This is a genomic window from Jeotgalicoccus sp. FSL K6-3177, assembly GCF_038050175.1.
Taxonomy (GTDB): domain Bacteria; phylum Bacillota; class Bacilli; order Staphylococcales; family Salinicoccaceae; genus Jeotgalicoccus; species Jeotgalicoccus nanhaiensis.
Genome location: NZ_JBBOSK010000001.1, coordinates 2,139,025 through 2,153,197 on the forward strand (window position 1 = coordinate 2,139,025; position 14,173 = coordinate 2,153,197).

General features: G+C 34.5%; 11 protein-coding genes. 1 reads left to right on the top strand and 10 read right to left on the bottom strand.

Annotation, left to right across the window (positions count from 1 at the left end):
• Positions 1 to 26: 26 nt before the first annotated feature.
• The 10 genes from MHH58_RS10935 to MHH58_RS10980 all read right to left on the bottom strand — a co-directional run bounded on the left by MHH58_RS10935 (position 27) and on the right by MHH58_RS10980 (position 13,491).
• A complete protein-coding gene (locus MHH58_RS10935; RefSeq protein ID WP_341345898.1) occupies positions 27 to 788 on the bottom strand; it encodes an SDR family NAD(P)-dependent oxidoreductase in 762 nt (253 codons plus the stop codon).
• A 7-nt stretch (positions 789 to 795) separates the two neighbouring features.
• A complete protein-coding gene (locus tag MHH58_RS10940; RefSeq protein ID WP_341345899.1) occupies positions 796 to 1,731 on the bottom strand; it encodes a 3-hydroxyacyl-CoA dehydrogenase family protein in 936 nt (311 codons plus the stop codon).
• 71 nt (positions 1,732 to 1,802) lie between these two features.
• A complete protein-coding gene (hisD, locus tag MHH58_RS10945; protein WP_341346107.1) occupies positions 1,803 to 3,083 on the bottom strand; it encodes a histidinol dehydrogenase in 1,281 nt (426 codons plus the stop codon).
• A gap of 20 nt (positions 3,084 to 3,103) precedes the next feature.
• The gene (locus tag MHH58_RS10950) at positions 3,104 to 4,261 is read right to left on the bottom strand and encodes an iron-containing alcohol dehydrogenase (protein ID WP_341345900.1); all 1,158 of its coding nucleotides are present in this window, start codon (positions 4,259 to 4,261) and stop codon (positions 3,104 to 3,106) included.
• A 14-nt stretch (positions 4,262 to 4,275) separates the two neighbouring features.
• Positions 4,276 to 5,769 (bottom strand): sodium:solute symporter family protein, encoded by a 1,494-nt coding sequence (locus MHH58_RS10955; protein ID WP_341345901.1) that lies wholly within the window; start codon positions 5,767 to 5,769, stop codon positions 4,276 to 4,278.
• A gap of 113 nt (positions 5,770 to 5,882) precedes the next feature.
• Positions 5,883 to 6,308: a hypothetical protein gene (locus tag MHH58_RS10960; protein ID WP_341345902.1), complete on the bottom strand. Its 426-nt coding sequence runs from the start codon at positions 6,306 to 6,308 to the stop codon at positions 5,883 to 5,885.
• Entirely contained in the window at positions 6,301 to 7,737 is a 1,437-nt protein-coding gene (locus tag MHH58_RS10965; RefSeq protein ID WP_341345903.1) for an aldehyde dehydrogenase family protein, read from the bottom strand. Before MHH58_RS10965 ends, MHH58_RS10960 begins: the two co-directional genes overlap by 8 nt.
• A 53-nt stretch (positions 7,738 to 7,790) precedes the next feature.
• Positions 7,791 to 8,774, bottom strand: coding sequence for a LacI family DNA-binding transcriptional regulator (locus MHH58_RS10970; protein WP_341345904.1), 984 nt, complete (start codon positions 8,772 to 8,774; stop codon positions 7,791 to 7,793).
• A 203-nt stretch (positions 8,775 to 8,977) separates the two neighbouring features.
• Positions 8,978 to 11,509 (bottom strand): DEAD/DEAH box helicase, encoded by a 2,532-nt coding sequence (locus MHH58_RS10975; RefSeq protein ID WP_341345905.1) that lies wholly within the window; start codon positions 11,507 to 11,509, stop codon positions 8,978 to 8,980.
• A gap of 5 nt (positions 11,510 to 11,514) precedes the next feature.
• Positions 11,515 to 13,491 carry a site-specific DNA-methyltransferase gene (locus MHH58_RS10980; protein WP_341345906.1) on the bottom strand — a complete coding sequence of 659 codons (1,977 nt, stop codon included), beginning with the start codon at positions 13,489 to 13,491 and terminating at the stop codon, positions 11,515 to 11,517.
• Positions 13,492 to 13,694: 203 nt separating this feature from the next.
• On the opposite strand from MHH58_RS10980, the gene MHH58_RS10985 reads away from it, so the two are divergent.
• A complete protein-coding gene (locus tag MHH58_RS10985) occupies positions 13,695 to 14,000 on the top strand; it encodes a hypothetical protein (protein ID WP_341345907.1) in 306 nt (101 codons plus the stop codon).
• Positions 14,001 to 14,173: the final 173 nt, after the last annotated feature.

A 14,173-nucleotide genomic window follows, 5' to 3' on the forward strand; every position in this document is an offset into this window, starting at 1 on the left:
AGCTCCTTAATAACTTATAGTAATTTTTATATCGCTGTCCATCCTGCATCTATCTTAATAGTCTCTCCTGTTACATAGTTTGATAAGTTAGAGGCTAGATACAGTACTCCGCCAACAATATCAGATGGTTTTGGCAGTTCATCAAACAAAATTCTGCTGTGAACATCTTTTTTAAATTCTTCATCCTCAAACATTTTCGCTGTCAGGTTCGTTTCTACAAATGTTGGAGCCACTGCATTCACATTAATATTATACTTGGCCCATTCAACTGCCAATGCTTTTGTCAGCTGCAGCACCCCTCCTTTACTTGAACCGTATGCCGCTCTTTTTACATATCCTACAAAAGACATCTGCGATGCCATATTAATTATTCGGCCGCCTCCATTTTCTTTCATTTTCTTAGCTGCAGCCTGACACATAAAAAACGATGCTTTTAAATTTGTATCAAGCACTTTGTCCCAGTCATCTTCTGTAACATCAAATGCATCTTTAGCGATATTAATGCCGGCATTATTCACCAGTACATCAATCTGACCATATTCTTCATAAATTTTATCAAGATTTATATTCAGAGCTGAAACGTCATTAATATCCAGCTTAACTGCCATATTCTTTTGACTGTAACAGTCCAATTCTTTTTTAGTACTCTCGAGATCTTCAGCATTTCTACCAATAATGACTACTTTCGCCCCGAGCTTTGAAAATTCAAGAGCAATTTCTTTACCTATGCCTTTACTTCCTCCGGTTATAATCACAACTTTATCTTTAAGTTCTGTAAAATACTTCATTATCTCGTTACACCTCAGTTTCATCGATTTTAAGAAATTCAATCAGCATTTTTTCTCTCCTGCTGTTTATTTCTCTAGAAGCTTCTTCACCCCATTCATAAAATCCTCGTCCATTCTTACTTCCATACTGTCCCTGTTCTACTAAATTCATAATCGTTTCACCAGAGGAATCTGCCTTGCTCAGCTCTTTAAATAAGTAATTAGATATAGCTGAGAATACATCTAACCCTCCGAGATCTGCTGTCATTAGAGGACCGGTTACAGGGTATCTTCTGCCAATACTGTGAGTGACTGATACATCTATGTCTTCTTTATCCGCATAGCCGTTATCCAGCAGGTATTGAGCTTCACGCAGCATCGCATATTGCAATCTGTTGCCGATAAATCCTATTATTTCTTTTTTCATGACAATCGGTTTTTTATTAATCTTTTTCAAAAGTTCTTCTGTTCTTTTAATCGTTTCTTCACGGGTTTCTCCAGAAGGAACTATCTCAACCAGAGGAATTAAATGTGCAGGATTCCAAAAATGAGTGACGACAAATTGTTCGGGATATTTAAATCCTGCCGACAATTCAGAAGGGAGAAATCCTGATGTATTGCTCGCCAGTACAGCTTTTCTACTCATAGATTTACTTACTTTATTATACAGCTCTTTTTTAATTTCAAGATTTTCAGTAATTGCCTCAATAATAAAAGTTGCTTCTGAGATTGTTTCTTTAAAACTTGTTTTAAGTTCTATCATACTTTCTATACTATTTGCCTGGGGGTCATTAATCACTTTATTGTTCATCATTACTCCCAGTTTGGCTTTTATATTCTCTTTTGCATTTTTAACCGCTTCTTCATCTATGCAATATACTTTTACAGGGTGGTGATGCCATGCCAGCGAGATAGCAATGGAATGCCCCATCGTGCCGCTGCCGATTACTGATACCCTTTCCATTTCCGCACCTCAATTTCTGTAATTCAAATAAGACTGCTGAAATAAATACTTCAGCAGTCTCTTTTAGTCCTTTATTTGTTACCGTATTTTCTAACACGCAGCAGTCCTTGCTCCGCATGACCTGCGAAATTCTCAAGCTGGCACAATCTTGCAGCATATTCTCCGATTTTCGCACTTTTCTCATCGGAAGTTATACGCTGATAAGTTACATTTTTTATAAACTTGCCTACCCATAAACCGCCGGTGTACTTAGCTGCTTCTTTTGTCGGCAGCGTATGATTTGTCCCGATCACTTTGTCACCAAACGCAACATTCGTTCTCGGACCGATAAATAACGCGCCGTAGTTTGTCATGTTATCAAGGAAGTAGTCTTCATCTTCCGTAAGTATTTCAACATGTTCATATGCAAGATCATCTGCAACTTTTAATGCTTCTTCATTATCTTTAACTAATATAATCTGACCGTATTCTTCCCATGATTGACTTGCAACTTCCCCAGTAGACAACACCTTAAGCTGCCGTTCAAGTTCCTCAACAGTTTTATCTGCAATTTCTTTGGAAGTTGTAATCAGTACGCCTGGTGATGTCGGACCATGTTCCAGCTGTCCAAGAAGGTCTGTCGCAATCATTTCCGGATCACTTTTTTCATCAGCAATAATCATGACTTCGGTCGGGCCTGCAAGCAAATCAATACCTACTTTTCCAAATAATTGTCTTTTTGCTTCAGCAACAAAAGCATTACCCGGTCCAACGATCATGTCTACACTATTTATTGAATCAGTACCTATTGCCATTGCTCCCATTGCCTGTATGCCTCCGAGAATATATATTTCGTCTGCACCGGCTTTATGCATCGCATATACAGTTTCTTTAGGTATTTCACCATTGATAGGAGGAGTACATGCAATCACACGGCTGACTCCTGCAACTTTTGCAGTAAGGACGCTCATATGTGCGCTTGCTACCATTGGGTATCTGCCGCCTGGAACATAACAGCCGACACTGTTTACCGGTATATTTTTGTGCCCAAGAATAATGCCGGGTTCCATTTCAATTTCGATGTCTTTCATTGAATTTTTTTGAGCTTCAGCAAATTTTTTAATGTTGCCTTGAGCAAAAGCAATGTCCGTTTTAGTCTGTTCCGGTATCTGATTAACGATATCCTCAATCTGCTCGTCAGATAATCTAAATGATTCCGGAGACCATTTATCAAACTGCTCAGAAAGTTCTCTTACAGCTTTATCTCCGTCATTTTCAATTTTCTTAAGAGTATCTCTCACTATTCCAGATACTTTTTCGTCTGCCGTTTTAATATCATCAAATGACTTGCCTTGTTTTAATATTTCCATTATTACACCCCTATGTTTTATTTTTATCTTCCATTAAGTGCATTCTTATAAATTTTTTCGATTTCTGCTTCTCTTAGTTCAAGCGGACTGCGGGCTAAAAGACGTGTTTGTTTTAATGCGTTTTCTGTCAGCAGCTTTATATCCTTTTCTTTAATATTATAATGCCGCAGACTCTCCGGCAGTCCTACTTCTTTGACTAAGTCGAATAATTTATCTGTTATATCTCTTGAGATTTCCATATTATTTTTACCCTGCGTATCTATTTCAAAAATTGGGGCCAGTTTTGATAATTTATTGCTGCATGCTTTAATGATTTCGTCATATACATACGGGAGCAGAACCGCATTTGATTCACCATGGGGTATTTTAAAGTTCCCTCCCAAAGGATAAGCCAGTGCATGGACCCCAGCACAGCCTGCATTATAAAAACTTAATCCCGCCATTAAACTTCCAAGAGAAAGTTCGTCCTTAGCCGCGTAGTTTGTTTTATCCCACACTGCTTCTCTGATATTACGGTAAATTTTTTCAATAGCCCCTGCAGCAAGCGTATCTGTCAAAGGTGTTGCCTCTACTGAAGTAAATGATTCAATTGCATGTGTTAAAGCATCTACACCGCTAGCTGCGGCCACTTTAGATGGCAATGAATATGTGTAGAATGGATCTGCGATTGCGTAGTCTGCAATCATCAGAGGATCCGTGATTGCATCTTTGCTGTCTCCTGTTGAAAATACTGCTATATCAGTAACCTCAGCGCCTGTTCCTGAAGTCGAAGGCATGAGTATATTAGGTATCTTTTTGTTCTCAAGTTTCATATCGCCAGTCAGATTCAGGTAGTCTGCAATCCCGCCCTCCTGAGGTGCTACTAACGAAGCAGCTTTTGCAAGGTCAATTGTGCTGCCGCCGCCGAGTCCAATAATTACATCAGGACCGGCTTCTCTCACTTCTGATACAATTTCATTTCCCTTTTCGACTGACGGCTCTGCCATTACATTTGTGGAAGTGACATATTCGATGCTTTTCGAATCAAGAATAGCAGTCACTTTATCAATTGCATTGATTTCTTCTAAAATCGGATCGCATAGAAGATAAACTTTTTCAGCTCCTAAATCATTTAGTATATTTTCTATTTCCTGCGTCGATTCCATTCCATGATATATAAATTTCGGTGAAATCAATTTCATTAAAACATCTCCTCTTATTTCTCTGTAACTTCTGTTAAATTATCTTCATTTTTCTTAGTAGTAAGAAGTACTGCAATAACCATAGTAGCCATAGAAATAATTACACCAAGACCTGCGGCTGCAAATGGATTGGATACATCAAATCCAAATGGCAGATAAATTATCCAATAGGCTGCTGTACCGACTAATAATGAAATTATTGCTGAAGTTTTATTTGCACGTTTCCACAGCGATCCGATAACCAGAGGCCCGGCTGTCGAAGATACAATCCCTCCAATTCCAATCCACATAAATATTGATAAGTACTGCGGCGGATTCAGCGCAACAATTGCTGCAATAATTAATACGATAGGCGTTGCAATACGACTGATATTTAATTCAATGCGATCTGCTTTTTCTGTAGAAATATTTAACTTCGGCACAATTGAAAGTCGGAATAAATCGTTTGCTAATAATTGCGTCAATGATACGACCAGACCATCTGAAGTCGACATTACTGCAGACAATACGGCAATTGCTAAAAATGCTGCTATAAATGGTGGGAATAATTCCGTGAATAAGGTCGGAATAACTGCATCCGGCCGAATATCAATATCTCCAGGAAGTACTGCGATTGCCAGCATTCCTCCAAGACCCATCAAAGGCAGAATTGTTGCAAATACTGTCGTCCACATTAATAATTTTTTAAGATCACGATCAGATTTCACTGCCATGAATTTGTTCCCGAGATGCGGCTGAATTGCGAATGGCAAGTGAGCAACAAACAGCAGGAGTACCAGCCATAGAGAACCGTATGTTTCATTTCCTGGTATAAACAGTTTGCCGAAATGTCCTTCAGGGCGTCTTTCCTGAATTGTTTGAATCATACCGCTGAAACCTCCATCAGCTCCGACAGCAAACACAAAACAAATAACGACAACTAACGCAATCAGTACCATCAGCATACCCTGTACAGCATCAGTCATAATATCTGAATGAGAACCGCCCATGAACACATATACACCAATAACTACAATGGTAATCAGGATACCGATTTTATAGTCCACACCCATCATAATCTGAAACATCGTTGCCGCTGCAACAAGCTGTGAAATGACATAGAAAATCAGAAGTGCTGAGATAATCGCAAGTACTACTCTAAGAAAGTTACTGTCGTAACGATTTCCGATAAATTCAGGTATTGTTCTTGTACCTAAAGTATCACCATATTCTTTAATTGCTTTTGCAAAGAATAGCATCCCGAATACTGTCGCTACAGGATAGAGTAATGGATACCACAGTGACGGCGCACCAAGATCAAATGCCAGACCCGGCATCCCCATAAATGTCGAACCACTTGAAATACCAGCCGCTATCACGAGGGCAATTGTGATTGGTCCATAACTTGATCGTGCTGTAGCGAAGTCATCATTATTATGTGTCTTCTTCATCCCCATAAACCCAAAAGTCATCATCATAACAACGAATGCGATAAGTAAAATCCATGACCAAAATACTACGCTTCCCATTATTTATCCCCCTCATCGACGTCCAGTAACGGTGTTCTAAATATTAAGAAATACATAATGAGCCAAGTTGCAGCGTTAACTGCCAAAATAATATATAGAAAAGTCATATGCATTTATCCCCTTTGTAAAAGTCCATATATTTTGTTCTTTTTGGATATCTTTTTCTTCATTCCTGTCGATTCTTCAACTAAAAATATCTTATTCCCCACTTCTTCAATCGCATATGGCAGGTAAACAGTATATTCTGTAATTTTCTTTATCTCCGGAAAGCTCCAACTCTTCTTTTGATGTATATAATAATTCTTCAGCATCTTCTCTCCGTATTGATCAACATCATAATCCAGGCTGACCGGAAGAGTAATGTCATATTTTTCAGTTTTGAAGTCTTTTAAACTCTCATCGCTGAATGAAGTCGATGTTTCAATTAGATTTGTTGCTAAAAAGTGCGTTAGTCCTTTTTTTCTCATCAGAGGCAGAGGTTTATATTTTACCTGCCACTCAGAAATCAGTACCGGCAAGTTAAATTGTGCATCAGACATATTTCAAACTCACCATCTTCAGCTGTGACATTTCTTTAATGGCATATTTTATCCCTTCTGTTCCATAACCTGAATGACGTCTGCCGTTATAAGGCATGTGATCGAAGCGCACTGTCGGGACGTCATTAATCAGTACCTGCCCGTAATCAAGGTCATTCGAAAGCTGCAATGCTTCTTCGAAATCTGAAGTGAAGACACCTGCATTCAGTCCAAAAGAACTGTCATTTAATATCTCTGTAATATTTCTTCCTTTTAAGTTCTCAATGACCACAACCGGTCCAAAGATTTCCTGCCTGCATATTTTCATGTCTTCAGTTGTCCCTGTAATAACTGTTGGTTTTACTGAACCTTTATATCTCTCTCCGCCAGTCAATATTTCTGCACCGCCTTGTTCTGCTTCTTTAATCCACTCAATTATTCTTTGCTGGGACTGACTATCTATCAAATCTGAGTAATCTGTTGTGTGATCGTTCAAAGGTCCGTATTGAAGCTGTTTTGTTTTCTTCACGATTTCCTCGATAACGCTTTCAAAAACTTCATCGTCAATGAACACCTTCTGCGTGCTTATACAGGCTTGTCCGTTATATGCAAAAGCACCGTTAACTACTTGCTCTGCAATGTCTTTGATATTTTCCTTTTTCACATTTTTTGAAATATACAGTGGTGAAGTGCTGCCAAGTTCTAACGTTAGTTTTCTCAGGCCTATTTTGTTTTTAAGAATTTCACCTACTCTGACACTGCCTGTAAACGATAGTTTTTTGATTTCATCATGTGAAAGTAAAGCATCCGAGACTTTTTCACCATCACCGGTAACAACCTGCATTACCCCTTCCGGTAGACCTGACTGCTCAAGTAAATACTTTAAAAAATAAGTAGAAAAAGGTGTTTTCTCTGAAGGTTTTACTATAACTGAATTACCAACAGCTAATGCTGGTCCTACTTTATGAATGACGAGATTTAATGGAAAATTAAACGGAGTCATTGCATATACCACACCAAGTGATTCATACTTTGTAAAAGCATTTCTTCCCCCGCCATTTGCTGCTACATCTAAATTAATATATTCCCCTTCTAATTTTGATGCTTCAATGCCGGAAAGCTTTAATGTCTGAATCGATCTTTCAATTTCCTGCATAGCAAATTTTACCGGCTTTTTGGCTTCATAACTGATAATTTCAGCGATTGTTTCTTTATGTTCTTCCATCAATTTTGTTGTATTTAAAAGAATTTCTGTTCTTTGGTAGAGCGTTGTTTTTCTATACTCTAAATATTTTTCCTGTGCTGTTTTAACGACATCAGCTATAGCCGGCTCATCAAAATCATAAATAGTTAAATTTTCCAGAGAACCAATATATTTATATGGGTACGTATTCAAATTATATTTTGAAGCTTTCTTAATCTCATTTTCTATAACCTTTGTAATTCCCATTTTCCCACCCCTTTATTTAGCACTTCATTTTGAATACGTATTCAAAAATGAAGTTAAACAGTGCCGCGTTCATATAACTTACAAGGTATCGTTCTTTGAAACTCGTTCTGTTCTCCATCTTCAATCATTTTGAATAATTGTTCTACAGCTATTGAGCTTAAGTGTTCACCTTCCACCGGACCTATAGATGTAAGGTTTAAAGAACTGTGCCTCAATGTTTCCGTATTATCAATTCCTATAATTGCTATATCTTCAGGTATTCTGTAATCCATTTTTTGCAGGCAATCGATTAATGTTAAAGCAATCATATCCGTCGCTGCGAATAAAGCAGTCGGTTTATTCTTGAATGACAGAACTTTGTTGAGCTCCTGCTCAATCAGCTTCGGTTTCTGTTTTGTAATAGATATATTTGAATCAGTGTATTTAATATTTAATTCATCCAGTGCTTCACAGAAACCTTTATACCTGTTTAAAAAAGTAGATTTTTCAAGTTCACCTGAGAGGAAATGGATATCTGTATGGCCCTTCGAAGCTAGATACTGAGCTCCAAGATAGCCAGCCTGATAGTTATCAATTTCTACAAAATTCCCGCCATTTTTGTGTTTTCTGTTGAACATTATATAAGGAATACCCAGTTTCAGCAGCTCATCAAAATACTGACTCTCATAATACATTGACGATAAAATAATTCCCTCTGATTTCTGGCTGAATACCGTTTTGTATAAGTTTTCTCTGCTGACATCCTCTTCGAAAAACACATTCACAGTAAACCCTTTTTTATATGCTGCATTCACTATAGTTCTTGTAGCCTCTACAAAAAACGGATTATTTAAAGTGCCGGAAATTAAAGAAATTTGATTTGTTTTATTACTGATTAATGATCTAGCAACAGAATTCGGAATATAATTCAGATCTTTCATAACCCTTTCAACCTTGTCTCTTTTCACTTTAGAAACAGACTCAGGATTATTGCTAACTCTTGAAACAGTCGACTGGGAAACCCCAGCCTTTTTCGCAACGTCTTTTGAAGAAACCATGTCCCACCTCGTAAATTTATGTAAAACGCTTACAAATAGTATTAAAACACTGTCTGATAATTGTGTCAACAGAAGTTAAATTCTTTTTCTTAAATATTCAATACTAACAAGTTCTATGTAATATCATCAATCAACTTTTTATTACAAATATAAAACCTCTCTTCTGTTATATTTTATATCTATTAAGAAGAGAGGTAGATTTTTTATTCCGCAAGTTTCACATCAAGATTGCTTATATAATTCATGATTTCTTTATTTTTAAGTTTATCGAAAAATAATTTATAGTCTTTAGGAGTAATAAAAATAAATTTGTATTGTATGTTACTTCCTTGTTCGTCTAAATATTTATTTATAAAGTTAAAATGCTCTAAGGCTGCCTTATTTTTACCAATGTTCTCACTATCTGGATCACTTAATTGACTATCATCTTTGGTCTCTACAACTATAATATTGTCATCTTGTTTGATAAACCAATCCGGATTGAATTGACCATTTTTATAATGAGTTCCTTTTTTCCAAGTATAATCTATTGAGTAAAAATTAATGTCTTCTGATTTAACAAATGAATCTATTGATTTGGACACTTCTATGTCTGTTAGATACTCTAAAAACCTCCTTTCTGGTTCTCCAGTTGTAACAATACCAGTTTGAGGTGTTTTAAATAAATAAGTATTCTCTATCTTTTTGTGTTTATAACCATTTGCTGAGTCGATTATTTCTTTAAAGGTAGTCAAACTGGCAATATCTTTACTATTATTTAAAGTGTTTTCTAGATCATCATCATAGAATAATACTTTATTCTTATGAAAGTTAGAAAGCTCATTTGAAGATTTAGGTAGTTTTATAGTATTGATTGATAGAAATTCGTCAGGTACTCTTGTGTATGTTACTACTTTAGATGATCTTCTACTGATAACACTCATAGAAGATAAAAATTTATTTTTTAAGCTTTTAGTTATTACTTTATTTCCGCTTTTCTCTAAGGATTCTATTACCATTTTTCTAATTCTATCTACTGGCCAATAATTTTGATACTCTTTTATATATTCTTTATCATCTTCTAAATCTTCGAACCTATGATAGAGAATATAAGCCATTTCATCTACTGTATACGTTTCATGCTTATACTTTGATTTGAAAGTCCTATCTCTATTGTTCCTTATATTTTTTAATGTAATATTACTTTCTCCTATAGAATCATCCGTCGGTAGGTTAACGCCATTCTCCCATAAACTATAACTACCCATTTTTTCATAGTCTCTAGTAGTTTTTTCTGGTGAATAATCAACATTATATAATTCAAAGTTGTATTTTGACGTTTCATCTACCGGTAATTTTATAAGTTTTCTAATTTCTAAAACTTCATTTACCAGTGACTCAACTTTTGAAGACCATTTTTCGTGATTGAAAACTGTTACTACTGGCGAACCAAACCGGTGAGCATCCCAACCATTTGGCCATCTTAACCCTCTTCCGAGAACTTGAGCTATCAGTAGTTTTGAATTAAAAGCTCTTTCTTCATCTGGAACAATTTGAAAGATTCTTTTAACATCCCATCCTTCTGTTAACATAGAAACACTAAATATAAATTCTACTGGATTATTTTTATTATCAACGTCTTTTAATTTCTTTCTATCTAATCTAGCTTTTGTTCCACTATGAACTGACAGTACAATATTATCTACTTCTCTATCCGTTAAATTTCTACTTTCTTTTAGAAATTCTTTAAATTGCTTAGCTTTAGAGTCTGACGAGGTTTTATTGGATGTCACTACTATCGTTATAGGTTTAATTCCTAATTCATTAGGAATTGTTCTTGCAATATCATTATGTGAATTGAGAATAACCTGCCATCTCTCATTTTTGTCATTCGGTATATCTTCTTCTGAAATATATTCAACTTCTTTTACAAAACTTTGGTCAATGGCATCTCTTAAAGAAAAACGATAAATAACATTAGAAAAATATTCATTGTTTTTACTACCCTTAAAAGGAGTGCCTGTGAATCCAATAACATATCTAAAGTTAATATTATGCTTCTCATCGTCCTCAATAAAAGATTTCCATTCGTTTTTTTCCGCATAGTATACATGATGAACTTCGTCATTTAAAACTAATGTCGTTTCACCATTTCCTATAAGACTATCTACAATTGAATTTCTAAACGCTTGTGCTTTATAAATTGCATCTCTATTTTCAATCGCAATAGCATTCTCAACAATGGTATCATCACCATTAATTATTTCAGGAGGAATAAAGTCTTCTCCTAAAGACTTTATTAATTCAGTATTAGCAAGTAATTCTTTGAATTTTTTTGTGAGTTCAGATTCAATAGTTATACTTGGAGTTAAAATTAAGACTCTTTTGACCTTTCGAGTGGCTAACATTACCATAGCAACACCAAACATTACGTAGGATTTACCTGTTCCTGTTGCTAAATCAATAGTAGCTGATAACTTACTTGATAAATCAATATCATTTAACATGGATTTAAAATTAAAATTCCATCTCTCGGAAATGATTGGATTATTATCAAAATTCTCTTTAGCTAAATCAGATATATTCTGATATTCACCTGCGTTCATAAATCGAAGTGCAGTTTCTGCAGCTTGCTTTTGATAAGTTCTACCCCTGAATAATATCTCAAAAAAGTTTTGAAAATATCCTTCGTCCCATTGCTCTGGATCAACATTTTTACTAACTTCTAATACTAAATCACTTTCTTTATAAGACATATATTTTAACCTCCTCTTGTAACTATATACTCATTACCGAATTTATCGATAAATATAAACATCACTTGTTTAGTTAACCATTCTTTTTCAAATTTTATAGAATGTTCGTTATCAAAATCTTTATTATAATAGACTTTGTCCATATCGAATGATACTCCATTATAATTTAAATCAACTAGTAGCATGGAAAAACTCTCAAATCCAGATATTTGATCTACTCCTTTAAGTCTCGATAGTGACTCAAATTCATTTATCGTTAATTTATTATCGTTGACTGAGAATTCTACTTTTGGGGGACGAATAAAATCAAAGCCATAAGTATCGATAGCATCATTTACAGATTCACTATCGTTAGCTTGTATTGCACCTTTAAATCCTTCCGTGAGTTTTTGAGAAATTGAGTAAGGTACTCTGAGGATATTAAATGTTGTATCCCATTCTCCATCATTATCATATTCGTCTACTGCAAATGTAAATTTTCCTTGAGGCGCGATTATATAAACTTCATTATTTAAGGCGTGCCCTACTCGTAGTAAAATATCTTCGAGTGTATCTTCTGAAATTTTTGCATCTTTTAAATTATTAGGGGAATATACTTTAACTAAAGATCCATCTTTCATACCATTGAATTCAAAGTTTTTAATTTTTTGTTCCAGTGGTTGAACATTATAAAGTGCCATAGCAAACTTTTTCCATTGATCCTCATCGAATTTATTTAATTTGTCATTATCATATAAACCGGAATTATAAACTGCAAAAGGATTATGATCTTCAATGCTCAAAATTCTCTTTTGGATAGTGTAAATTGATAATTTCCCAACATCAACGGTGATCCATTTTCTCTTTAATTCTTCTGCTGCTGCTGCAGTTGTACCAGAACCTCCAAAACAATCTAAAATAATATCTCCTTCATCGGAAGCTGAAGCGATTATTCTTTTTAATAATTTAATTGGTTTCTGAGTCGGATAATTAACTGATTCGCTAGCCATAACTCCTAATCCTGCTATATCGTCCCAAATGTTATCTGCTGGATAAATTTCCTCAATCTTATTACCTATTTGGTTTCGGTAATACTTTATATTTATTTTTCCCTTTGTCGTACTTACATTATTGTTCTCATCTACTATTAATTTTCCTCCATAAGAAACATAAATACGATTTTCTTTGTCAAACTCTATTATTTTCTCATCGGAATAACTTCCTCTATCAGAGAGACGATAATAACCATGTTCATCGCGTTTATATTTTTCAGCGGCTTCTTCTAAAGTAATCAATTTGGTAGTTTCTATTTTGTTATATTTCGAATCGTCTGATTTAGAATATATTAAGATGTAGTCCGAATTAAAAGGCATATACTTTGCCTCACCTTTTCTACCTCTTACAACACCTCTTCGCCAAGAAATCATATTTCTAAATGAACCTTCACCAAATACTTCATCTAGAATGATTTTGATATAATGCATTTTTCTGTAATCCATATGAACAAAAATGACGCCATCATCAGACATAACTTCTCGTAGTAAAATAATTCTTTTACGCAACCATTCGATAAATTCATTGCCCTTTAACTTATCAGAATACGCCTTAGTATCTTTATTGGAAAAATCTTGTTTTGTTGCAAAAGGAGGATCTATGTAGACTAGTCGAACTCCATCAGTTCCATCACTATTCTTTAATTTCCCATTCTTTTTAAATTCTATTAAAGTTTTTAGAGTTTGCAGATTATCACCAAAAATTATCTTATTAAGCCATTGATTAGCACCAGCTTCACCAAATTTTCTGCTTTCTTGTAGTGGTGCTGCAAATGTTTCGTTAATAACTTTAGATTCATTTTCTTTTCCACTGTAATTAAGTTCATATTCTTTTCTTTCGGGAGGGAATAATATACGCGAAAATTCAGTTGATACTTCTATACCATTCTCAACATCTTCTAATGATTGAGTGAGTATATCTATTAATTCTTCTTGTCTTTTTATATCCATTTCATATCCACCTATTCTTTTAAATTAGCAAGATATATTTAAACAACTGATTTAAATTATATCACACAATATTTTCCATTTCTCAATTAAAAAGTTATTCTAATTTTTGCTCACTTTTTTTATATAAGTTAAATATATCTTACGTATTTCTTAAAAATCATATATAATTTAATGGATTATTTCAAAGTATGGAGGCCAGACAGATGTTAAGCTATCAAGAAGCAATTAAAAAATTAGAAGAACTATCTACTTTCATATCCTTAGTAGATAATTATCCTATAAAGTCAGTAGAAGATTTAATAATTCAACAATATGCTATCTATAATAGTATAAGTAAGGTAATTAGACATTTAACAGTAACAAAAAATATTCATCACAGTAAAATTACACCACTCTATATTAAATCCATTATTTTGAGCAAACCAACTACTCAACTGCATTCAATGGTAAGAAAAGAGTACCTAAAAAAAACACGTCCACAAAGAAGACGTACAAAAATAAGTGATTAAATTATATGACTTTAATTATACTTTTTTAATTGACGTAACGAAATAAAGATAATTAATCTTTATTATTCTGTCAGTAACTTTCTTTAATGACTTTCCCTCCTTTATATTCAATGTTTGACAAGCTTCATGTTTATTCTTTCGATACAAATAATATCTGCTCTTACACTGGATAA